This is a genomic window from Roseateles sp. P4_D2 (genome assembly GCF_056401875.1).
On record NZ_JBFUIM010000002.1, the window covers coordinates 160301 to 183880 of the forward strand.

General features: G+C 68.3%; 17 protein-coding genes. 12 read left to right on the forward strand and 5 right to left on the reverse strand.

Going from position 1 to position 23580, the window contains the following annotated elements; all coding sequences use genetic code 11:
- Positions 1–9: 9 nt before the first annotated feature.
- The 5 genes from AC1DW0_RS04135 to AC1DW0_RS04155 all read left to right on the forward strand — a co-directional run bounded on the left by AC1DW0_RS04135 (position 10) and on the right by AC1DW0_RS04155 (position 3921).
- The gene (locus tag AC1DW0_RS04135) at positions 10–471 is read left to right on the forward strand and encodes a hypothetical protein (RefSeq protein WP_056190932.1); all 462 of its coding nucleotides are present in this window, start codon (positions 10–12) and stop codon (positions 469–471) included.
- Entirely contained in the window at positions 468–1001 is a 534-nt protein-coding gene (locus AC1DW0_RS04140) for an N-acetyltransferase family protein (protein WP_477945007.1), read from the forward strand. The genes AC1DW0_RS04135 and AC1DW0_RS04140 overlap by 4 nt, the downstream gene beginning before the upstream one ends.
- Positions 998–1744: a GNAT family N-acetyltransferase gene (locus AC1DW0_RS04145; protein WP_477945008.1), complete on the forward strand. Its 747-nt coding sequence runs from the start codon at positions 998–1000 to the stop codon at positions 1742–1744. The genes AC1DW0_RS04140 and AC1DW0_RS04145 overlap by 4 nt, the downstream gene beginning before the upstream one ends.
- A 100-nt stretch (positions 1745–1844) precedes the next feature.
- Positions 1845–2876 carry a DUF4892 domain-containing protein gene (locus tag AC1DW0_RS04150; protein WP_477945009.1) on the forward strand — a complete coding sequence of 344 codons (1032 nt, stop codon included), beginning with the start codon at positions 1845–1847 and terminating at the stop codon, positions 2874–2876.
- Between the two features lie 16 nt (positions 2877–2892).
- On the forward strand, positions 2893–3921 hold the full coding sequence (locus AC1DW0_RS04155) for an OmpA family protein (protein ID WP_056190939.1): 1029 nt from the start codon (positions 2893–2895) through the stop codon (positions 3919–3921).
- A 22-nt stretch (positions 3922–3943) separates the two neighbouring features.
- Here AC1DW0_RS04155 and AC1DW0_RS04160 read toward each other — a convergent pair whose 3' ends face one another.
- Entirely contained in the window at positions 3944–9637 is a 5694-nt protein-coding gene (locus AC1DW0_RS04160) for an alpha-2-macroglobulin family protein (RefSeq protein WP_477945010.1), read from the reverse strand.
- Positions 9638–9825: 188 nt separating this feature from the next.
- Here AC1DW0_RS04160 and AC1DW0_RS04165 point away from each other — a divergent pair, with 188 nt between their 5' ends.
- The 3 genes from AC1DW0_RS04165 to AC1DW0_RS04175 all read left to right on the forward strand — a co-directional run bounded on the left by AC1DW0_RS04165 (position 9826) and on the right by AC1DW0_RS04175 (position 13282).
- On the forward strand, positions 9826–12075 hold the full coding sequence (locus tag AC1DW0_RS04165; RefSeq protein WP_477945011.1) for a beta-glucosidase: 2250 nt from the start codon (positions 9826–9828) through the stop codon (positions 12073–12075).
- A 3-nt stretch (positions 12076–12078) separates the two neighbouring features.
- Positions 12079–12564, forward strand: a complete 486-nt coding sequence (locus tag AC1DW0_RS04170) for a heme-binding protein (RefSeq protein ID WP_477945012.1) — start codon at positions 12079–12081, stop codon at positions 12562–12564.
- Between the two features lie 94 nt (positions 12565–12658).
- Entirely contained in the window at positions 12659–13282 is a 624-nt protein-coding gene (locus AC1DW0_RS04175) for a PAS domain-containing protein (protein ID WP_477945013.1), read from the forward strand.
- A gap of 21 nt (positions 13283–13303) precedes the next feature.
- On the opposite strand, the gene AC1DW0_RS04180 is transcribed toward AC1DW0_RS04175, so the two are convergent.
- The 4 genes from AC1DW0_RS04180 to argC form a co-directional block, all read right to left on the reverse strand.
- Positions 13304–13435: a hypothetical protein gene (locus AC1DW0_RS04180; protein ID WP_457444901.1), complete on the reverse strand. Its 132-nt coding sequence runs from the start codon at positions 13433–13435 to the stop codon at positions 13304–13306.
- A 72-nt stretch (positions 13436–13507) separates the two neighbouring features.
- Positions 13508–14800, reverse strand: coding sequence for an esterase/lipase family protein (locus AC1DW0_RS04185; protein WP_457388548.1), 1293 nt, complete (start codon positions 14798–14800; stop codon positions 13508–13510).
- Positions 14797–17091, reverse strand: coding sequence for a hypothetical protein (locus tag AC1DW0_RS04190; RefSeq protein WP_457388550.1), 2295 nt, complete (start codon positions 17089–17091; stop codon positions 14797–14799). Before AC1DW0_RS04190 ends, AC1DW0_RS04185 begins: the two co-directional genes overlap by 4 nt.
- A 148-nt stretch (positions 17092–17239) precedes the next feature.
- Complete coding sequence (argC, locus tag AC1DW0_RS04195; protein WP_457388552.1) at positions 17240–18187, reverse strand: N-acetyl-gamma-glutamyl-phosphate reductase; 948 nt, start codon at positions 18185–18187, stop codon at positions 17240–17242.
- A 51-nt stretch (positions 18188–18238) separates the two neighbouring features.
- On the opposite strand from argC, the gene AC1DW0_RS04200 reads away from it, so the two are divergent.
- From AC1DW0_RS04200 to AC1DW0_RS04215, 4 genes are all read left to right on the forward strand, one after another.
- The gene (locus tag AC1DW0_RS04200; RefSeq protein ID WP_457321548.1) at positions 18239–18829 is read left to right on the forward strand and encodes an RBBP9/YdeN family alpha/beta hydrolase; all 591 of its coding nucleotides are present in this window, start codon (positions 18239–18241) and stop codon (positions 18827–18829) included.
- 48 nt (positions 18830–18877) lie between these two features.
- Positions 18878–19771 (forward strand): ParB/RepB/Spo0J family partition protein, encoded by an 894-nt coding sequence (locus tag AC1DW0_RS04205; RefSeq protein ID WP_457321550.1) that lies wholly within the window; start codon positions 18878–18880, stop codon positions 19769–19771.
- Between the two features lie 473 nt (positions 19772–20244).
- Complete coding sequence (locus AC1DW0_RS04210; RefSeq protein WP_056192487.1) at positions 20245–22167, forward strand: PrkA family serine protein kinase; 1923 nt, start codon at positions 20245–20247, stop codon at positions 22165–22167.
- A gap of 19 nt (positions 22168–22186) precedes the next feature.
- Complete coding sequence (locus AC1DW0_RS04215; protein WP_056190957.1) at positions 22187–23467, forward strand: YeaH/YhbH family protein; 1281 nt, start codon at positions 22187–22189, stop codon at positions 23465–23467.
- Positions 23468–23580: the final 113 nt, after the last annotated feature.

The window sequence follows — 23580 nt, forward strand, 5'->3', positions numbered from 1 at the left end:
AACCCGCTGATGCGCTGGAGGCGCGCACTGTCCTGGGTGGCGCTGGCCATCGCCGCACTGATCGGCGGCTGCTCGGTGCTGCTGAATCAGCTGTTCCCCGCCGATCTGTGCGCAACCGAGGTCTTCACCAAGGTGCGATCGCCCAGCGGCAAACTCACGGCCATCGTCTATGAAATCGACTGCGGCGCGACCACCGGTTTCTCGCGCCAGGTGGTCATCGTCCCCACGACCGAGCGGCGCATTGATCCCCAAGCCCTACCTCGCGGCTTCTTTGCCATCTCGCTGGGCTCGGCCGTCGACGACCATCTGTCCATGCGAGACGGCCTCGTCGATCTCCATTGGTTGGCCGATGATCATCTGGACATCGCTTACCCTGCCGGCTCACGCCCGATCCGATCCGCGGCCCGCAGCGACGGTGTCGACATGACCTACCGGACCTATCTCAACGCCCCCGATGGCGCAAAGCCATGAGCTTGGCTGTCCTGCGCCCCATGACGCCGGCCGACGCGGACGCCGTCGCCGCCCTGCACGCCACCAGCTGGCGCAGCGCCTACCGCGGCATCGTGCCCGACAGCTTTCTCGACCACGACGTGTTCGCCGAGCGCCAGGCCGTCTGGCGTGAGCGCCTGCAGACGTCGCCGGCTGCGTCCGCCTTCGGCATCGTCGCGGAAGACGCCGCCGGCCAGATGATCGGCTTCGCCTATGTGCTGCCGGGCCATGACCCAGTCTGCGGCACGCTGGTCGACAACCTGCATGTCCACCCCGAGCTGAAGGGCGGCGGCATCGGCCGCCTGCTGCTGCAAGCCATCGTCCGCGAGCTGGGGGCGGCGCACAGCCAGCCCCTGCACCTGTGGGTACTGGACCAGAACGAACCCGCCAAGCGCTTCTACGCCCGCATGGGCGCCGAGTTCATCGATCCCGGCACGACCCCGCCCTTTGGTGGCGCCTGCCTGCCCGAATGGCGCTGCATTTGGCGAGACCCTGCCGTGCTGCTTCCATGATTGACGCCCTCGCCCTGCGCGCCGAACACGCTGGCCTCGATGCCAGCGCCCCGCCCCAGCAGGCCGACATCGACGGCTGGCTGATCCGGCTGTCGCCCGGCAAGGCCAAGCGCTCGCGCTGCATCAATGCGCTGCGCCAGGGCACCCTGCCGCTGGATGAGCTGCTGGCCCGTTGCCAACGCGCCTACGACGCCGCCGGCTTGCCGCTGGCCGTGCGCGTGACGCCCTGGAGCCAGCCGGCCGACCTCGACGCCTTGCTCGCTGCCAAGGGCTGGGGGGTGTTCGATGCGGCCGACGTGATGGTGCTGGGCGTCCTCGCTCCCGAGCCGGCTCCACCCGCCCTCCAGGCCCTCGATGCCAACGCCTATGCCGCCGCCGTCGGCGCGCTGCGCGGCTCTTCCGTGACGGCCATCGCCGCCCACGCCGAGCGCATTGCTAACGCCCCGGTCACCTACCAGGGCTTCGCACTGAACGACGCCTCGGGCGCCCTGCTGGCCTGCGGGCAAATGGTCGTCGATGGCGACATCGTCGGCCTCTACGACATCTTCTCCGCCGTGCCGCGCCAGGGCCATGGCGAGCGCCTGTGCCAGGCCTTGCTGGCCCTCGCCCACGCGCAGGGCGCTCGCCAGGCCTATCTGCAGGTAGGCAGCGACAACGCCGCCGCCCAACGCCTGTATGCGCGCATGGGCTTCGTCTTCGCCTACCGCTACCACTACCGCAGCCCGGAGAAGCAACTCGTCTGACGGCGAGTCACTTCTTTCGGCTCCCACGTTTGCAGGTCGCTGTGGCGAGGGTCTCGCGCGTTGGCTGCGTCAACATCGCGCCTCCAACCCGCCGCCACTCATGACGCCACTCCGCGCTGCCCTCGCCCTTCTTGCCGCCCTGACCCTCGCCACTGCGCAGGCCGACGCCCCCAAGGCCGACGTCGCCAAGAGCGCCGACCACCCCATCCTCAAGCGCTTTGCCGGCAGCGTGCTGGTGGGCTATGCGCAGCAGGACTGGGAGCAGCGCAGCTTTCCCGACGCCAGCGGCGTGTCCAAGACCGAGAACGACAAGTTCAATCGCCCGGTCAGCCTCGAAGGCAAGGTGACCCGCCTCTTCTACCTGGCTCCGCTGGGCAAGAGCCCGCTGGAGGTCTACCGCAACTACCAGCAGGCGCTGATCGCTGCCGGCTTCAAGACCACCTGGCAATGCGAGAGCGAGGCGCAGGGCTGCACCAAGGCCCACTTCGCACTGGACAAGTACGAGCGCATGAAGGGCATGCACTGGGCTGAGGGCGACCTGCCCGCCATGGACGGCGACCACCGGGGCGCCGCCTGGCCCCTGGCCGCGGCCATCACCTATGACCAAGGCCGCATGCTGGTGGGCACGCTGGCCAGCGGCGGCCGCTCGCTGAACCTGCTGCTGTTCACGTCCATGGCCGAGAACGAGTACACCAACCGCGCCGCCACCTACATCGAAATCGTCGAGCCCAAGGCCATGCCCACCGGCCAGGTCACCGTCGACGCCAAGGCCATCGGGCAGGGCCTGCAGGCTGAAGGGCGCATCGCGCTGTACGGCCTGGTATTCGACACCGGCAAGACCGACATCAAGCCCGAGAGCAACGCGCAGCTCGACCAGATGGCCGCCGTGCTGAAGGCCCAGCCGGCGCTGAAGGTGCTCATCGTCGGCCATACCGACAACGTCGGCGCCATCGACGCCAATCTCGCGCTCAGCGAAGGCCGCGCCAAGGCGGTCGTCGCGGCGCTGACCCAACGCGGCATTGCGGCCACCCGGCTGCAGGCGCGGGGCATCGCCAACTTCGCGCCCGTGGCGCCCAACACCAGCGATGACGGCCGCGCCAAGAACCGCCGCGTCGAGATGGTCCTGCAATAACGCCCGCAACGACGCCATGAACATCACCCTCCGCTTCACCGCCGCCCTGCTGGCCGCCGCCGTCCATCTCAGCGCGCCAGCCGCCGACGCACCCTACGCCGACGTGCCCGGCGCCGCCGACCACCCCCTCGTCAGGCGCTTCGCCGGCTCCTGGCTGGCCGGCCAGCATGTCTCCAACTGGGACGCCGCCGTGCTGCCCGCCAGCGTCGAGCTGTCCAAGGCCGACAAGCGGCAGTTCAAGGACCCGATGCTCAACCTCGAGGGCAAGGTCACGCAGACGGTCTACATCGCGCCGCGCGGCAAGTCGGCGCTGGAGGTGTGGCGCAACTACGAGCAGGCGTTGAATGCCGCCGGCTTCAAGAAGCGCTTCTCGTGCGAGCGCGACTGCTTCGACCTCTACTTCGCCTGGCTCAAGCAGAGCGATCCGACCAAGGGCTTCAACTGGGCCAAGGGCACGGTCGACACCCCCAGCAGCGGCCGCTACAGCCTGACCTCGGCCCTGTCCGGCGACGAGGGCCGCATGCTCGTCGGCACGCTGGGCAAGCCCGGCCAGGAAGCCACCGTGCTGCTCTACAACTCGCTGGCCGCGAACGCCACCACCGGCATGGTGGCCACCTATCTGCAGATCGTCGAGCCCAAGGCCATGGAGACCGGCCAGGTCACGGTGGACCCCGCCGCGCTGCAGGCCGGCCTCGCCGCCGAGGGTCGCGTGACGCTGACCGGCCTGTTCTTCGACACCGGCAAGACCGAGCTCAAGCCCGAGTCCAAGGCCCAGCTCGACGCGATGGCCGAGCTGCTGAAGAACCAGCCCACGCTGAAGGCGTACATCGTCGGCCACACCGACAACGTCGGCACCTTCGAGGCCAACCAGGCGCTGAGCATGGAGCGCGCCCGCGCCGTCGTGCTGGCCCTGACCGCGGCGCCGTACAAGGTCGACACCAAGCGCCTGAGCGCCAAGGGCCTGGCCAGCCTGGCACCGGTGGCGGGCAATGGCGACGACACAGGGCGGGCGCGCAACCGGCGCGTGGAGCTGGTGGCGCAATAGCCCGGCGGCGCCAGGCCCTGCCTCACGGCTCGATGCCGAACACCGCGTTCGGCGCCTCGCCAAACACCTCCGGCGCGTACATGGCCTCCACGCGGGTGGGAGACAAAGTGAACTGGCCGGGGTTGTTGAGGCGGATCGTGTATTCAAGGCTGAAGTCGCCGCGCGGCACGTGGCGGTAGAAGGACTTGAACGACGTGAAGTCGCGGGCCTGGTACAGCGGCCAGGCGTTGCCCGTGCGTTGCTCGCCGGCCTGGGCGGCGGCGGAATCACGGCCCAGGCCGTTGCCCAGGATGCTGGCGCCGGCCGGCACCGGGTCATCCACCACGACCCAGCTCATGTCGGCCTGGGCATGGATGCTCAGGCGCACGCGCGCGATGTCGCCCACATGCCATTGGCCCGGCACCTTCTGCTGCACGGCGGTGATGCTGCGGCTCAGGCTGTAACCGGCTGAGCGCGGCGCCGTCAGCGGCACGGCGGCGCGCACCTCCACCGAAGCCCAGGGCGCGCCGGCGCCATCGTGCTGGATGTGCAGCGCGTCGGTGGCCTTGCCCAGGGGAGCGTCGAAGGACTTGCTGCCCGGCTCTTTCCAGCTCAGGGTCTTGCGTTGCTGGCCGAGCGCGATGCGCGTCTCGCCGGCCACGGGCACCGGCTCCAGCAGGCGCGCGAAGGCATCGACGGCCAGCGTGCCCCAGGCGTTGGCGTTGGTGGTGGCCCAGGCGCCGTTCGTTTGCTGGCGGCTCAGCAGCCCCGTCAGCAGGCGTGGCAGGTCGGCTTTCCAATCGGGCAGGTCGGCCACGGCAAGCAGCAGGCGCGCGGCGTCCACGTCGCCGTGGCTCATCAGCCACCACCAGTAGTCGCGGGCCTCGGTGGAGAAGACCATGCGGCGCCCCTGGTAGCTGAGTCGCGCACGCAGCGCGTTCCCGGCCACAGTCTGCAGGGCGGGCTGTGCATCGGTTTTTCTCAGCACCGTCAGCCAGTCGATCAGCATGCGGGTGGTCCACTCGTCGGGGTCGACGCGGATGGCGTCGAGCTGCCCGGGCGCAAGCCGTTGGTGGCGGGCGAGCGTCGCCAGCACGCCGATCCTGCGCGCCAGGCCGTCCTCGCCGGGCGCCCAGAACGCGCGCTGGATGCGGCCCGTCGCAAAACCTTCCAGCCCGGCCAACATGCGCTTGCGCTCGGCCTCGGGAATGGGCCAGCCCGACGCGTCGGCCAGGTCCAGCAGATGGCTGGTCAGCGTGTCGCTGCCCAGCCGCGCGGAGGTGGACTCGGGCGGGAAGTAGTGGGCCAGGCCGTCTTCGTCCAGGTAGCGCGGCAGCTCCGCCATGGCCGCATCCCAGGCCTTGCGGTCGTGCATGCCGACGGCGCGCGACACGCTCTGCTCCAGGCAGCGGTAGGGGTAGCTGGCGAGCCAAGCCTGCACGCCGCCCAGTTGGCCAGTCAGCGAGGGCAGCAACTGCACGGCCACGCGAGCGGTACCGGCTACGGCCCCGGCGCCGTCGAAACCAAACGCCGGCACGTCAAAGCTGCCGTTGACCTGGGCCAGTGTGGCGGCCTGGACAGTGACGGGCACGGCGGGTTGGACCTGCTGCGTGGCCTCCAGCACGTCCTGCCGGCCGGTACGGCCGCGTTCCTTCGCGGCGAAGCGCCAGTTCAGGGCCTGGGCACCCTGCGGCACGCGCACCTGCCAGCTGATCTGGCGCGTCTCGCCCGCGGCCAGGCGAAGGGCCTGGGCCGGCAGCGCGGCCTGGCCGGCGAGGCCGGCGCTGGCGTCCAGCGTGATGGGGCCGGCGGACGTGTTGCGCACCGTCACCAGCGCCGCAAACCGGTCGCCATCGCGCACGCGCGGCGGCAGGCCGGCGGTCAGCTGCAGGTCCTTCATCACGTCCAGGTGGGCCGCGCCGGTGCCGAAGTCCTCGCTGCCGGCGCTGGCCACCGCCACCAGCCGGAAGCGGCTCAGCCCGTCCTTGATGGGAAAGCTCACGACGGCGTCGCCGTTGTCGTCGACGGGCACGTCGGCCTGCCAGTACAGCAGGGAATCGAGCAGGGTGCGGGCCGGCGGCGCCGCCGCGTCACTGCCGGCGCGGCGCGAGACGGTGACCCCCGCTGCCCCGACCACACGCTGCAATACCTCGGGATACACGCCGTCGTTCTGCTTGATCTTCTGGGCACTCTGCAACGCACTCCGCCGCCCCGTGACAGCCACAATCCCGGCGGCCTTGTCAGCCGAGAGCTGAAGGATGTCCATGAGCATGACCTCCGCGGAGCGCAGCATGGCCCGCTCGTCCACTGCGGGGTTCATGACCAGGCCACTGGTCGTGTACACGTTGTGCAGGCGGGGGGCCTGCATCCGGGCCAGCAGCTGCCAGCTCGGGTTGCCCTTCAGGCTCAGCAACGCTTCGTCCACCGCCACAAAGCTGAGCTTGCGCGCTACGGGCAGCCGTTTGCCGTCCGCCGTCGCAACGTGAATGCGGACCCGGGCAGCATCGCCGGGCTGGTAGCGCGCGCGGTCGGGCGTGAGGCTGACCCGCAGCGCATGGGCCTCGGTGGACACCATCAGCTCGGTGATGCCCGTGGCCACGGCCGCCGGCAGCGCCCCCGCCTCGGCATCCAGCGCCAGCAGCGAGACCGACACATTGCCCGCCCACTCGCGGCGAATGGGCAGCGGGATGTTGGCCTGCGCCGCGTCCAGCGTGAGCACGCGGGACTCCAGGACGCCCCGGCGCTCCATCGTCAGCCACACGCGCGACCGTTTGAAGGGGCTGGAGACCACGATGCTGGCCATCTCACCCTCGCGGTACAGCGCCTTGTCGGCGTTCACAAACAGCGGGCCGGCCGGCAAGCGCTGCGCATTCGTATAGCTGGGCACGCTGTAGGCGGCGGCCACCCTGCCGTCCGCGTCCGCTGAGGTCGCCTCGAACTGGTACACGCCAGCCTTGCGGGGCACGAAGCCGCACACCAGCTCGCCCTTGTCATCGGTCAGGCCCTTGCAGACCTCGCCCAGGTCCTCGACGGGGCCGGAGACGTATGCGTCCCTGCGCCTGGCGCTCACGCTGACGGGCTGCCGGCTGCGCCGCGCGCCGTTCTCGTCGAGCACCAGGCTTTGCACTTCCAGCGGCCGCAGGACCGCGACCGAGCCTCTCGTGCGGACGCCGACCGTCAGCAGGCTGGGCAGCACGTCAAAGCCTTGAGACACGGTCTGGGCCTCGCCGTTGGGGTCCTGGTAGCTCAGTTCGGCACGCAGCACATACGGCCGTGCGCGCCGGGGCAGCGCGGGCAGCGTGGCCTGCGCATGGCCCTGGGCATCGAGCTGCAACGACTGCGTGTCCAGCAGCAGCTGGGCCGGCTCAGGCTCCGCTGCGGCCGGTTCGTCGAGGAAGGCCGGCATGTCCGTGTAGCCATCGAGCAGATCGGGCCTGCCGTATTCCCGCGCCTGGACATAGACCCTCAGCGTGACGGGCCAGTGCTGCGCCGCGCCGCCGTCGGCGTGATGCAGGCCCAGCTGCAGCGTCGGTGCCGCGCCGAAGGTCAGCCGTGGCGCTTGGATCGCGCCCAGCATGCCGGGCAGGCGAAAGGCTTCGACGGCGAATTGCGCCGTGTCGTGGTCGGTAACGTTCGACGACGAACCCTCGCCGAGCTTCAGAACCACCCCGTAGCTACCCAAGGGCGCGTCACTGGGCAGCTCTAAGCGGGAGAGGCCTTCGCCGCGCGCGCTCTCCTGCAGCGGGACGGTCCATGTCTTGCGCGAACCGACATGAACAATCGTCGCGCTGCGGGGAAGCTCGCCTGCGGCCAGCCCGGCCTCGGTCTCCCGACGCACCACGTGCCGCATCGACACCGTCTCGCCCGGCTTGAACAGGCTGCGGTCCAGCACGGTATGCGCCCGGATGAACGAGCTGTCCCAGGTTCGGTGGACGCCGTAGCTGGCGGCGTCGAGCAGGCTCGTCCAGCGGCTGCTGGCGACCGAGACATCCCGCTCGCCGTCGGGCCAGGTGTGCCGGGCGATGACCGTCACGCCGGCACCGAGGAGGTCGTTGCAACGGGCGAGCGCGCTGCGGTCGATGGACGCCAGGCCGTCCGCATCGCTGCGGCCCTGCCACACGAGCTTGCCGCGGCAGTCATAGGCCCTGAGGTCCACCGCAGCGACCGGGGCGCCGCCGTCCAGCTGCGTCACCCACACGGCGCTGTTGGTCTCGGCAACCTTCAAGTGCACGGCCAGCCGCGTCAGCAACACAGCCACACTTTCGTACACGGGGTTGGCCCCGCCCTGCACAGCGAACGCCTGCAGTTCAAGCAGGTGCAGGCCCGCGCCCCTGAGCGCCACCCGCCCACGGCGGGCCTCGGGAGCGGCCGCAGCCTCCACGGCCTGCAGCGGGATGGCGGCAGCGTCGCCCAACAGGGGCGGAGCGACCTCCCAGCGCGGGCGCCAGGCGTCGGGCATCGAGAAGTAGTGGTGCGGGCCCTCACCGGCGCCGAGCAGCCCCATCCACCGCAGGATGAGCTGGTCTGCCGCCTCGTCGCCGTCGCCGGCCCCGATGAGTTTTTCGCGGATGACCGGCTGCGTGGCCGCCCCCTGGAGGAAGACCGGCACCATGTTGTCGGCCTGAAGCGGCCGGATCGACACCGTCGGCACCGGAAGGTACGCCAGCCCCAGCGCGAGCAGCGTCTTGATGCTGGCGGGCCGGCGGTCACGCGCCAGCTTGCGGCCCGCGTCGTCCACGAAGTCCTGCGCCGGCCAGCGGATCCGGTACTCGGCCCGGGGCTGGAAACCGCCTTCGAAAGTGACCGTGCTGCTGGCGCCGGAAGTCAGCGTGGCTGGCTGGACCGTCACCGTGCCGGGGCGCAAGCCCTGCCCCACGTCCAGCTTGATCTCGCGAAGCAGGGCTTCAGGCATCGCCGCGTTGAACTCCAGGGCGATGGGGAAGTTGGCGGCACAGTCGCCGTCGGGCTGCAGGCGGCTGCACGCCACGGTCACGGCCGGCAGCGCGCGAGCTGTGAATGTCAGCTCATGGGGCTTCAAGGTCGGGCGCACCAGCCGCAGCGTGACGGGCCTCCCGGGCGCCAGCGCAAAGGGGCAGCGCACCGCCTCCAGGCGGTCGGGCTCCTCCCACATCCAGCTGGCCTGCTTCTTCAGCCCGTCGCGAACCTCGGTCGGCAGGTGGAGGGCCGGCGCCTCGGGCTGGCCCGGCGCCTCGCAGCGAACGTCGGTCGGGGTGCTGCCCAGGGGATGGGTGTAGCGCAGCAGAAAGACCTGGTCCTCCGCGACCCAGGCCGCGCCGTGGTGGGGAACAACGTTCGCGACGTAGCGCTTCATCTCATCGGTCAACGCCGGCAGCTGGAAGCGGAACGCCAGCGGCTCGCCCACGGCATGCCCGGCCAGGGACTTCAGCGCGGGCTTGACACGGAACTCGCAGGCCCGGCCGTCGCGCGCCTGGTCCTTCAGATCCATCACCCAAGTGCGGTCATCCACCCAGTGCGCATCGCCGGCCAGCCCGCAGTCCACCTCGAACGGCCCCGGCGCGGCCACCTTGCCCATGGGCACCATCGGCTCGCTGAAGGTGGCCCTGACCTGCTCCGCACCCGGTACCTGCCCCTGCGGGCTGAAGGCGAGCACCCGCGCGGCGGGCTCCGCCGCGCTGGCGAGCAGCGGGGTCATGGCCAGCACGCAGGCGGCGAGCATCCGTGCGGAAAAAGGCAGTGCTGCCGGGGCGTGAGGCATGCCGTGTCTCCCTATGGTTAGTTATTGGCGGCAATTGTGGGGGCCCTACCGATGCGCCACGGCGTGCTGCTGGCATGCGTTGGGGGTTCACTGCGTTCACCCAAACCTACCGGGCTATCCAGGTAGAGTCCGCCCCACCGCTGCGATGCTGGAACCGATTCCACCCCGGCCGCAATGCGCCTTTCGCCATGAAATCAATGCATGCCTCCCTCGTGGCCACGGCCGTAGCGCTGGCCCTCTGCGCCGCCGCGCGGCCCCTGCTCGCCGCCGATGCCCAGCCCTGGACGGACAAGGCCAAGAGCGCCGCGCAGCGCACCGAGTTGCTGCTCAAGGCGATGACGCTGGATGAGAAGCTGCTGCTGGTGTTCGGCTACGCCTCGGGCGATCAGCTGGCGCAGGTGGACAGCAGCGTGATCCCCGGCGTCAACACCAAGGAGGTCATCGCCACGGTGATCCCCGGCTCGGCCGGCTACATCCCCGGCATCGAGCACTTGGGGCTACCGGCCCAGCACCAGGCCGACGCGTCCATCGGCGTGCGCAATCCCAACCTGGAGCGCACCTCACTGCCCTCGTCGCTGGCCACGGCCGCCAGCTGGGACCCGCGTGTGGCCGAGGCCGGCGGCAAGATGATCGGGCGGGAGGCCCGGCTGTCGGGCTTCAACGTCATGCTGGCGGGCGGCGTCAACCTCGCGCGAGAACCGCAGAACGGCCGCAACTTCGAGTACACCGGCGAGGACCCGCTGCTCGCCGCCGACATGGCCGCCGGGCTGATCCGCGGCGTGCAGGCCAACCACATCATTTCGACGATCAAGCATTACCTGATCAACGCGCAGGAGACCGGCCGCAACATCGTCAGCGCGCAGATTGGCGAGTCCGCGCTGCGCATGAGCGACGCGCTGGCCTTCGAGCTCGCCATCGAGAAGTCCAGCCCCGGCTCCGTGATGTGCTCCTACAACCGCATCAACGATGTCTACGCCTGCCAGAACGCCTTCTGGCAGAACAAGGTGCTCAAGGGCGACTGGGGCTACCCGGGCTACGTGATGTCGGACTGGGGTGCCGTGCATTCGACCGTGCTCGCTGCGACCGCCGGGCTTGACCAGCAGTCCGGCTTCCCCTTCGACAAGGCGCCTTACTTTGCCAAGCCGCTGAAGGAGGCCGTCGAGGACGGCTCGGTGCCGCGGTCGCGCATCGACGACATGGCCCGGCGCATCCTCTGGGCGATGTTCGACAAGGGCGTGATGGACCACCCGCTCAAGCCAGGCCCCATCGACTTTGCCGCCCACGCGCAGGTCTCGCAGGCCGCTGCGGAGCAGTCGCTGGTGCTGCTGAAGAACGAGGCCGGCCTGCTGCCGCTGGGGGCGCCCAAGCGCGTGGCCCTCATCGGCTCGTACGCCGACAAGGCGGTGCTCGCCGGTGGTGGCTCGGCGTCCGTCACGCCCATCGGCGGCACCGCCGTCACCGGCCTCGGCCCGGGCGGCTGGCTGACCCAGGTGTGGCAGCCCTCATCGCCGATGAAGGCGCTGCAGCGTCTGCGGCCGCAGACGGCATTCACCTTCGACGCGGGCACCAACGTCGAGTCCGCCGGCAAGGCCGCAGCCGCGGCGGACATGGCCATCGTCTTCGTCCACCAATGGACCGCCGAGTCGCTGGACGCGTCGCTGACGCTGGAAGGCAACCAGGACGCCATCGTCAGCGCGGTCGCCAAGGCGAACCCGAACACCGTGGTCGTCGTCGAGAGCGGCGGCGCCATCCTGATGCCCTGGGAGAAGGACGTGAAGGGCATCCTCGCGGCCTTCTACCCGGGCGCGGCCGGCGGCGAGGCCATCGCCCGCATCCTCACCGGCGAGGTGAACCCCTCCGGCCGCCTGCCCATCACCTTCCCTGCGAGCACGGATCAGCTGGTGCGCCGGCAGATCGGCGGCAAGTCGGACGGCCCGCTGTTCACGGTCCGCTACACCGAGGGCGCCGCCGTGGGCTACAAGTGGTTTGACCTGCACGGCCACAAGCCGCTGTACGCCTTCGGCCATGGCCTGTCTTACACGAGCTTCGAGCTGGGCGGCCTCAAGGCAGAACAAGCCCAGAAGGCCGGCGGGCAGGTGACCGTCAAGTTCACCATCAAGAACGCCGGCAAGCGCGACGGTGCCTCGGTCGGCCAGGTCTACGTCCGTGCGCCGCAGAGCGCCCAATGGGAAGCGCCCCGCCGCCTCGTCGGCTTCGACAAGCTGGCGCTGAAGCCGGGTCAGACCGGCACGAGCGCGGTCACGGTCGACCCGCGGCTGCTGGCCACCTTTGACGAGTCGACCGGCAACTGGGTGATCGCCCCCGGAACCTATGAAGTGCAGCTCGGCGCGGGCTCGGACGACATCCGTGCCACCGCCCAGCTGGTGCTGGCGGGCCGCAGGTTCACGTCGGCGCAGCTTCGTCACCAGGCGCGATAGCCCATGGACGCCCGCTTGCAAGCTCCGGAGACCGCCGCCCAGTGTGCAGCCCAGGAAGCCGCACTCGTGCTCGACCGCCTGACGGCGGCTGACGCCATGGCGATCGGGCAACTCATCCTCGCGCTGGCGCTGGAACGGTTTGCGGCCCGGCCCGTGGCCATTCACCTGGAGACCGACGACCATCCTCTGTTCGTCTATTTCATGGATGGCACGGGCGCAGGCAACGCGGACTGGATCACCAAGAAGAAGAACGTCGTTCGCCGGTTTGGCCACAGTTCATGGCGGGTTCGGCTGGAGTTCCTCGAACGCCAGGCCAATTTCCATGCGGAAACCGGCCTCGACCCCACCCTCTTCCAGGCCGAAGGCGGCGCCTTGCCCCTGGCGGTGCACGGCAAGGGCCGAGTGGGGACCTTGATCGTTTCGGGCCTCGACGGGTGGGAAGACCATGCGCTTGCGGCAGGTGGACTGGCGCTTTGGAACAGCCGGTAGGGAGCAACAGCCTCGCAAGTTGCTGTTAGCGTTGGGATTCACTGCATTCGCCCTTTCCGACCGGGCTCGAAGCCGGATTGCGCCGAATCGCGACATGACAATCCCGTCCATGGACATGCAGCGACCACCGGCTGAAATTCATTGGCGACAGGCCATTGAGGCAGGTGAGCTTGGCGTGTGGGACCTCCGCCTTGACCTTGAGACCGTTCACCATTCACCCCAGTGGAAACAGCAGCTCGGTTATCCCGAACCGTACAGCGCCGATAGCACCCACTTCTGGCGCTGCAGGGTCCATCCTGCCGACCTTGAAGGCATGCTTGCAGCCATGAGCGCGCACGCCCGGGGCAGCCAGCCCAGCTACGAGGCCAGATTCCGCCTGCGCAGCAATGGCTCGGGGTATCGCGTCGTCCATTCGCGCGGCCGGGTCATCGAGCGCAACGCCGAGGGCCGGGCGGTGCGCATGGTCGGGACCATGATTGACCTGACCGAACGCCCATTCACGCCCCAGGGCGGGTTGGCAGACGGCGACCGCGGCTTGATGGAGGGTTTGCCGCTGGTGCTGCCGTTTCACCTGCTGCTGAGCGTCGACCGGTCAGGTATCGACAGCGCCGATGCAGAGCGCGCTGCGCTCGCGCTTGAGCGGGATCGGGTGCTCGGCATGGTTGAAGACCTGCTGCAGGCATCCATGGCGCAACTTGAGAGCCTGCGCACTGTGTAGAGACGCGCCTGGCAAGGCCGCTCAGCGCAAGCGAGCATCCAGCCAGCTGAGCACGCGCAAGTCCTGGAAGTAGCTGCAGTGATGCGTCGTCGCGCTGTCGACGACGAGATCGTTGGGCTGGTCGAAGATCAGGTCGGCGCCGCAATCAGGCACCCATCGGCGTGCGTCACCCTCATCGCGACGACGAGCGCACTCTTCGCGTTGGAAGGCGGACCGCGAAACCCCTCAGTTCTGAATCGACAACTGATCGCCCAGATAACCGATCACTCGCTCATCGCGGAAGTAGTTGGTGTGATGTGTGGTCGGGCCCACGCCGAGGGCTTCGAAAGTGATGTTGCCGCCCTCGCCGAGGCGAAACATCGAGTCCACGTCCACCACCAGGTCGTTGGGGCCGGGGAACACCATGTCGGCCGCACCGTACTTGACCTGGTCGCCGATGTGGCTGAAGCGCCGCCAGAACTTCCAGATCGGCTGGGCGCTCTCGTCGGGCTGGAAAGACGCGCCGATGCCGGACATCTGGGGGCTGCTGAGCCAGGGCGCGGCAAACAATTGCCGCACATCGTTGTTGTTCTTGACCAGCTGCTGCGTCGCGAGGCCCGGCACCAGGCCCACCGCCGCGTCGACGATGGGCGTGGTGCTGCCCAGATGCAGCACCTTGCCGAAGATCTTGGCCAGCAGCGAAACGCCCTCGGCAAAGGGCACGATGCCCGTCGCATGCTTGCTGAGCGTCGACACGGCATCGGCATAGCTGGCGATCATGTCGAGGGCTGCACGAAGCTTGTCCGGCGCGGCCAGGCTGGTGCCCACCAGCGGCGACGCCACGAAGATCACCCGCTCCACCGGCACGGCGCGCAGCCGCATCAGCCAGCCCACGACCAGGCCGCCCCGGCTGTGGCAGACCACGTCGATGGGCGCGCTGACGTCCTGCAGGGCACTGTGCAGATCCAGGGCGTTGGACCAGGCCGCCACGGACAGCGTGGCGTGGCCAAAGGCCAGGATGGCGCTGTACTTCTGCTGCCAGCCGGCGAGCAGTTTCTTGCCGGCGTCGGTGGCCTGCAGCTCGTCGAACCACATCTGCGACTTGCTGAAGGTGCCATGCACCAGCAGCAGCACGCGGCCCTTGTCTATCCTGGGCTGGGCGTCGTTCACCAGGCGGCCGTCCTGCCAGCGCTGCATGCCCTTGTCGGGCGTCAACCAGTCATCGGCCGCGATCAGCTTGTCGGTGACCGCATTGGCCCCGAAGTCGTTGAAGCGAAAGCTCTGCACCACATCGTCCGGCGCCACGCGAATCGACCGGTAGGAGCGCCGCCCCGTGCCGCCGGGCGTGGTCGGCGGCGAATAGACCCAGCGCAGCAGGCCGTCCTCGTCGCGCACCAGCTCGACCTTGGCGCGGCCATCGGCGTCGCGCGCCGCGGCGCGCCGGCGGCGCTGGCCGATGGGCAGGGTGCTGACCTCGGTCGGCTCCTCTTCGAGCACCAGACGGGCGCTCACGTCGGCCCAAAGTTGGTTACCGCTCATGGCCTCTCCTCCACGATGGGCAGGGGCGTGATGCCGCTCATGCGCGCCGTCACGACGTCCAGCACCGAATGGAAGTCCTCCGCTTCGGACAGCGCATCGATGCCCGCCTCCACCGCCTCCACGAAACCGCAGTGCTCGGTCAGCCGCACCGTCTCGATGGGCACCAGGCGCCGCGCGCGGATCAGCTGCCTGACCTCGCGGTAGGGGGCATTGCCGATCGCCTGCCAGGCATAGCGCTGCAGGCTGGCGGAGGAGTTGCGATCCGCGGCGCCGGCCATGGCGCCATGCGCGCCATCGCCGCTGACCGCCAGATAGTCGGCCTGGAAGCTGTTGTGCCGCCAATAGCCCGGCAGCGCATGGCCGTTGAGCAGGAAGATGACCGGGTAGACGTCGATCAGCTCCAGGCAGGCGGCAAACAGCAGGGCCAGGTCGATGCAGGTGCCGGCCCGCGCACCGAGGATGGTGCTGGGCGTGCGCAGGCGCTGCGAATCGAGTTTGCTGCTGTACGACGGCGGCGGGTTGATATAGCCGAGCCGCCACTCATGCAGCAGGGCGGCCCAGATCGCCTGCACCTGCAGATCGACCTCGCGCAGCTGCTCTTCGTCGGTGCTCGGCGCGGCCTGATAGCCCTCGAAACCGGCGCTGGGGTTGTCGCGCAGGATGCGCACATAGCGCTGTGCCAGTTCCACCGCGCTGACGACGGCCGGATCGCGCGGCAGCACGAAGGAGGGCAGCCACTGGCCGTCCTTGTCGTTGTCGCGCCACTGGTCCACCGGCAGCAGGCGCAGGCGATGGCTGTCGCGCGTCAGCACCTTGTCGTTGTGGCTGAGCTGGACCATCAAGGTGCTGTTGACCGCTTCCTGCAGCGAACGCATCAGCGCAGCCGTCAGCGGCACGTGCACCTCGTTGCTCAGGTCGAAGCGCGTCTCGCCGGCCACGAAGCGCTTGCGCCAGCGCGCCTGTTCGGGCCCGAGCTGCAGCTCCACGTCGACGCTCAAGCCATCCTCGGGACTGGCGTTGCCGCGCTCCACGACGATCTCGCTGAACAGGCGCCCGTTGTTGTGCAGTACCGCGTAGTTGAGCTCCTTCTCGGGCTTGGCCAGCAGGCGCGGCGGCGTGTCGGCATCGCGCAGTTCAGCCGCGGCGGGTTCGCCCAGCGTGAATGCAGCCTCGTTCAGCGGCGCGCCCATCCACAGCGTGACGCCGGTGGCGCGCGTGGCTCTGGGCTCCTTGCGCGCGCGCAACCAGGCGCTCTCGAAGGCCAGCGGCAGGTTCCACACGGCCTGGTCGAGCTGGCCGTAGACCAGCTCGAAGAAGAAGTCCGCCAGCTGGTCCTCGACCGCGTCCTGGAAGCCCACGGCCGACAGGGCCGCGCGCTCGGCCACGATGAGGGCCGCCGTGCGCGCGGCCGAGTTTTCGAGGCTGAGGGAGACGAAATAGGCGCAGTGCTCGCCCCCCGCCCCCAGCGCCTCGGCCAGCCGCTGCGCACCGACGACGGCCGCGCCGCCGCTCTCGCCGGCCAGCAGCATGCCGTCGGGCACGCTGGCCTCCTTGGCCAGCACGTCGTCCAGCTGCATCGGGCCGAATTCGGCCTCCACAACTTCGCCGTTCGGCACCAGGTCGCGCAAGGCCTTCAGGCCGGCCAGATTGTCAAAGCCACTCAGATGGATGAGGTCGGGCTGGTGCGCCTTCACGACGTCGTGCAGTTGTTGCCAGCTCGGGTCTTTCAACTCCATCAGCTGGATGTCGCCCAGCGCGCGTTTGAGCCGCTTGGTTTCCGCGCTGAAATCCCAGGTCTGCCGCAAGCCGCCAGGTGCGCTCTGCACATAGAGCAGGCTGCGCTGCCCGGGCTTTTTCCACCGGGCCGGGGCCTTGGGCACCACTTCACGCATCACGGTGACGCGGTGGTTGTCCACATTGCGATAACGCCGCGTGGCCTTGGCCAGCAGATATTCCCAGGGAAAGATGCGGCCCTGCCAGCCCTCGCGTTCCGACGCGTAAGGCATGCGCACGACGACGCGCGGCGCGCGGGCAAGCGCCTCCAGGTCGGCGTCCTTCAGGCCAAAGCCCTTCAGCGTGCGGTTGGCCTGCTCCTCACGGCTGTTGCTGGCGTCACTCGAACTGAGCCAGCGTTCGCGTGCCCGCAGCACATAGGTCCAGCGCATGGCTTCGGTGTCGAGCCGGCACACGGGCACGCCCTCCTCGGGCTGGCCGCCCAAGGCGATCGTGCGGCCCGGAATGACCAAAGAGATCCGGGCCAGAACAGGATCAGTGCCTGCAGTCTTCGACATCACGCCTCCCAACATAGAGCCCCCAGACCTGTCACTACGCGACAGGCCCCCCAAGGGGGTCAAGCAAACTCGGGAGCGGCCCGTCGTTTGCTTGAGAGAGGCGTCATCCTATGTCGCCGGGCTGCGCCTCAGCGCCCTGATTTCTGGTTCAGACCAGCCCGAGGCTCTCTTCCAGACCCAGGTGGACGTTCATGCTCTGCACGGCCGCGCCGCTGGCGCCCTTGCCGAGGTTGTCCAGGCGGCTCATCAGCAGCACCTGGGTGTCGGAGGCGAATACGAAGAGGTCGACGCGATTGGTGTCGTTGCAGGCCTGCACGTCGAAGAAGCCGGCATCCAGCGCGGCCGCGTCGCGCAGCGGCTTCACGTTGATGAAACGCTCGCCCTGGAAGTGGGCGGCCAGCGCGGCATGGACCTGCTCAGGCGTCGTGCCGGCCTTGAGCTGGCTCAGGTGCAGCGGCACACTGACGGCCAGGCCCTTGTAGAAGCTGCTGACGATGGGCTGGAAGACCGGCGGCGTCGCCAGCCCCGTGTGGGCAGCCATCTCCGGCAGATGCTTGTGCTTGAGACCCAGGCCATAGGGCCGCGGCGCCTGCAGGTGGGCCGGCAAGGGCTGCTGCTCGTACTCGGCAATCATGCTCTTGCCGCCGCCCGAGTAGCCGGTGATGGACGTGGCGCTGATGGCGGCGTCCTTGGACAACAGGCCGGCATCCACCAGCGGGCGCACCAACAGGATGAAGGCGCTGGAATGGCAGCCCGGGTTGGAGATGCGCTTGCTGGCCTGGATGGCGCCACGCTGGCCCCTGGCCAGCTCCGGCAGGCCGAAGGCCCAGCCGGGCGCCGTGCGGTGGGCCGTGCTGGCGTCGATGAGGCAGGTACGGTCGTTGTTGACCATGAAGGCGGCCTCGCGCGAGGCTGCGTCGGGCAGGCACAGGAAGGCCACATCGGCGGCGTTCAGCAAACGCGAACGCTCGGCCGGGTCCTTGCGCTTGTCGGCGGCTATCTTCAGCACCTCGATGTCGCTGCGGGCCGCGAGGTACTCGTGAATCCGCAAACCCGTGGTGCCTTCCTGGCCATCCACAAACACCTTGAACGTCATCGCCGCTGCTCCAACCGCTGAAAATCGAACTGTGCAGGATAAGGGCAAACCATGAAATCTGAGCGTGTACTGCTTCTCCCGGGCTGGCAAAACTCGGGCCCGGACCACTGGCAAAGCCGCTGGGAGCGGCTGCATGGCGACGAGCGCGTCGAGCAGCACGACTGGGACTGGCCCCGCCGCGGCGACTGGATGGCGCGGCTGGACGAGGTGCTGCTGCAGGACGACGCGCCGGCCCTGCTGGTCGCCCATTCCCTGGGCTGCCAGCTCGTCACCGCCTGGGCCGAGCATTCCCAGCACGTCGGCCGCGTGAAAGGCGCCCTGCTCGTCGCCCCGCCGGACACCGAGCGCGCGGACATGCCGCCCCAGCTGCACAACTGGCGACCCATCCGCCGCCCGCGCCTGCCCTTCCCCAGCATCACCGTCATCAGCAGCGACGACCCCTTTGGCGCCGCCGAGCGCAGCACGCAGATGGCGGCCGACTGGGGCAGCAGTGTCGTCATCGCCGGGCCGCGGGGTCATCTGAACGCCGAATCGGGCCTGGGCGACTGGCCCGAGGGTCGCGAGCTGCTGGAAAGCCTCGGCAAGCGCTGGAGCGGCGACGGGCCGCTCCCGAGCCGCTCCGCACCCCCTCGGGGGGCCTGACGCAAAGCGGCAGGTTTGGGGGCGCCCATTCATCGACAATCCGCCCCCATGGTCACGAAGAAACCCAAAGGCCTCGGCCTCGGCCTGGAGGCCCTGCTCGGCCCCAAGGTCAGCGAAGCGCCCGCCACCGACTTGCCCTCCACGCTGAAGCTCGAACAGCTGCAGGCCGGCAAATACCAGCCGCGCACGCGCATGGACGAGGGCTCGCTGTACGAGCTGGCCGAATCGATCAAGGCGCAAGGGATCATGCAACCGATCCTCGTGCGCCCGATCTCACCGAACGGGAGCGCGACCTACGAGATCATTGCCGGCGAGCGGCGCTTCCGTGCGGCAAAACTTGCCGGCCTGCGCGAGGTGCCGGTGCTCGTCAAGGCGGTGCCCGACGAATCGGCCGCCGCGATGGCGCTGATCGAGAACATCCAGCGCGAAGACCTCAACCCGCTCGAGGAAGCGCAGGGCCTGAAACGACTCACCGACGAGTTCGGCCTGACACATGAGCAGGCGGCCCAGGCGGTCGGTCGTTCGCGGAGCGCGGCCAGCAATCTGCTGCGTCTGTTGAACCTTAGCGCGCCGGTGCAGAACATGCTGATGGCGGGCGACCTCGACATGGGCCACGCCCGCGCGCTGCTGCCGCTGGATGGCGCCACGCAGATCACCACGGCCAGCGAGATCGCGGCCAAGAAGCTCAGTGTGCGTGAGGCCGAAAAGCTGGTCGCCAGGCACCAGGGCGCCGGCCGCCAGGCGCCGCTGCTGCGCGTGAAGAGCGACAAGAGCCGCGACGTGCTGCGGCTGGAAGAAGAGCTGGCCGACGCTTTGGGCGCGACCGTCGAGGTGCGCGTGAAGAAGGCAACGAAGCGTGGTGCTCAGAGCGGCGAACTGGCCATCCATTTCGACTCGCTCGACGCCCTGTCCGGCATCCTCGACAAGCTGCGCGGCGCCTGAGCAACGCAGGCTGCGATGCAATGCGGCGGCGTCTGACAAGACGCTGCCGGCAGGCGCTCAACACTAGGTGCGCAGTAACGATGCCCGCGTGGTCCAACAAGGATGGTGATGCATCCGTGACGCGCGCCACTCTCGCTACAGTTCTTCACCGACAGCTTTGTCTGCGGCCCGCCACAAGCCCCCCGGGTTCGTGTGGTTTGCCCGAAAAGTGCCAGGTCTTGCCCAAACTGCGGGCGTATGCTGGCCCGGCACCCTGTCAACGGAAAACTGCGTTGGTTTGTTGGTGGTCGTGTTGATGGGCAGATAGCGGCTTATTCTTGAGATTGACGAGCGGTCGGCGGCGCCAAGCTGCTGATCAAGCGAGTGGAGAGTTCTGATGACGCCTTGCAGTTGAGGCGCGATCAGAACCCCCCAGTCCCTCGGGCACGGATCGTGCCTGCGGCCCTGTGGAGTTCAAACCGCAGGAGGTCGGCATGGACGTCATCAGCCATTTCGCAGCGCGCTTCGAGCGCAGCAAGGTCGAGGAGCTCTCGCTGGAGGACTACCTCGCAGAGTGCAAGAAAAACCCACTGGCCTACGCCACGGCTGCCGAGCGCATGCTGCAGGCCATCGGCGAGCCGCAGATGCTCGACACGCGCAACGACCAGCGGCTGTCGCGCCTGTTCGCCAACAAGACCATCAAGATCTACCCGGCCTTCGCCGAGTTCTATGGCCTGGAAGAGGCCATCGAGCAGGTCGTCTCCTATTTCCGCCATGCCGCGCAAGGGCTGGAAGAGAAGAAGCAGATCCTCTACCTGCTCGGGCCCGTCGGCGGCGGCAAGAGTTCCATCGCCGAGCGGCTCAAGCAGTTGATGGAGCATGTGCCCTTCTACGCGCTGGCCGGCTCGCCGGTGAATGAGTCGCCCCTCGGCCTCTTCGACCTCATCGAGGACGGCCCGCTGCTGGAGCGCGACTACGGCATCCCGCGCCGCTACCTGAACCGTGTCCTCAGCCCCTGGGCCGTCAAGCGCCTGGACGAGTTCGGCGGCGACATCCGCAAGTTCAAGGTCGTCAAGCGCTTCCCCAGCGTGCTCAAGCAGCTCGGCGTGGCCAAGACAGAGCCGGGCGACGAGAACAACCAGGACATCAGCTCGCTGGTCGGCAAGGTCGACATCCGCAAGCTCGAAACCTATGCCCAGGATGACCCCGACGCCTACAGCTACAGCGGCGGCCTGTGCCTGGCCAACCAGGGCCTGCTGGAGTTCGTCGAAATGTTCAAGGCGCCCATCAAGGTGCTGCACCCGCTGCTGACCGCCACGCAGGAAAGCAACTACAAGGGCACCGAGGGCTTCGGCGCCATCCCCTTCGACGGCATCGTGCTGGCGCACAGCAACGAGAGCGAGTGGAAGACCTTCCGCAACAACAAGAACAACGAGGCCTTCCTCGACCGCGTCTACATCGTCAAGGTGCCCTACTGCCTGCGCGTCAGCGAGGAGGTCAAGATCTACGAGAAGCTGATCCGCGGCTCGTCGCTGTCCGAGGCCAAGTGCGCACCGGGCACGCTGAAGATGATGAGCCAGTTCGCCGTGCTCACGCGCCTGAAGGAGCCGGAGAACTCGTCGCTGTATTCCAAGATGCAGATCTACGACGGCGAGAACCTCAAGGACACCGACCCGCGCGCCAAGAGCTACCAGGAGTACCGCGATTACGCCGGCGTTGACGAAGGCATGAGCGGCATCAGCACGCGCTTCGCCTACAAGATCCTGTCCAAGGTCTTCAACTTCGACTCGGCCGAGGTGGCGGCCAACCCGGTGCACCTGATGTATGTGCTGGAGCAGCAGATCGAGCGCGAGCAGTTCCCCAAGGAGCTGGAAGAGAAATACGTCAGCTACATCAAGGAACAGCTGTCGCCGCGCTATGCCGAGTTCATCGGCAAGGAAATCCAGACCGCCTATCTGGAGAGCTACAGCGAGTACGGCCAGAACATCTTCGACCGCTACGTGACCTATGCCGACTACTGGATCCAGGACCAGGAGTACCGCGACACCGACACCGGCGAGGTCTTCGACCGCGCGTCGCTGAACGCCGAGCTCGAGAAGATCGAGAAGCCGGCCGGCATCTCCAACCCCAAGGACTTCCGCAACGAGATCGTCAACTTCGTGCTGCGTGCGCGCGCCAACAACGCGGGCAAGAACCCGCTGTGGACGAGCTACGAGAAGCTGCGCACCGTCATCGAGAAGAAGATGTTCTCCAACACCGAGGAGTTGCTGCCTGTCATCAGCTTCAACGCCAAGGCCAGCGCCGAGGACGCCAAGAAGCACGAGAACTTCGTGCAGCGCATGGTGGACAAGGGCTACACGGCCAAGCAGGTGCGGCTGTTGTGCGAGTGGTACTTGAGGGTGCGCAAGAGTTCCTGAACGCAACCGGCCACTGCTGATGTCGCTTCAACAGATCATCGACCGGCGCCTCTCCGGCAAGAACAAGTCGATCGGCAACCGCGAGCGCTTCTTGCGTCGCCATAAGGAGCAGATCCGCGAGGCGGTGAAACGCGCGGTCGATGGCCGTGGCATCCGCGACATGGAGCGCGGCGAGGATGTGCACATCCCCAAGAAGGACCTGAGCGAGCCCGTCTTCGGCCATGGCGACGGCGGCGTGCGCGAGGTTGTGCGGCCAGGCAACCAGGAGTATGTGAAGGGCGACCGCATTGCCAAGCCCAAGGGTGGGCAGGGCGGTGGCGGCGGAGGCGGCGAGGCCAGCGACACTGGCGAGGGTGAGGACGACTTCGTCTTCCACCTCAGCAAGGAAGAGTTCATGCAGGTCTTCTTCGAGGACCTGGCCCTGCCCAATCTTGCCCGCACGACGCTGGCCGACACGCCCGAGTGGCGCAGCCAGCGCGCCGGCTTCGTCTCCGACGGCACGCCCACCAATCTGCACGTCGTACGCTCGATGCGCGGCGCCCTGGGCCGGCGCATCGCGCTGGGCATGGACAAGCGCCGCGAGCTGCACGAACTCGAGGCCCGCGAGCAGGAGCTGCTGAAGGAAGACCGCCCCGAAACGCCGCGACTGCTGCTCGAAACCCGTGAGCGCATCCAGCATCTGCGCGAGCGCCTCAAGGCCATCCCCTTCCTCGACCCCATCGACCTGCGCTTCCGTGCCCGCGTGCGCATCCCGGTGCCGACGACGCGCGCCGTCATGTTCTGCCTGATGGACGTGTCCGGCTCCATGGACGAAGGCCGCAAGGACCTGGCCAAGCGCTTCTTCATCCTGCTCTATCTCTTTCTGACGCGGCACTACGAGAAGATCGACGTCGTCTTCATCCGCCACCACACGCAGGCGCAGGAGGTCGACGAGCAGAACTTCTTTCATGCGACAGAGACCGGCGGCACCGTGGTCTCCAGCGCCCTGGTGCTGATGGAGCAGATCATCAAGGAGCGCTACTCGCCGACCGAGTGGAATATCTACGGCGCCCAGGCCAGCGACGGCGACAACTGGCACCACGACAGCGGCCGCTGCCGCGAGCTGCTGGCCGACAAGATCCTGCCGCTGTGCCGCTACTTCGCCTATGTGCAGGTAGCCGAACCCGAACAGAACCTGTGGGAGGAATACCAGAAGCTCAGCGAGGACGCCCGCCACTTCGCCATGCGCAAGGCCGTCGAGGCCTCGCAGATCTACCCCGTCTTCCGTGAGCTGTTCAAGAAGGAAGGGGCCTCCACATGAGGACCGAGCGCCGGGCCGCTCCCAAGCCGGGCCACATCCCCTCGGGGGCTGAGGCCGGACTCGGTGAGTCCTGTGGACTCGCCGTGCCTACCGAAGAACCGCAGCGCAAGCTG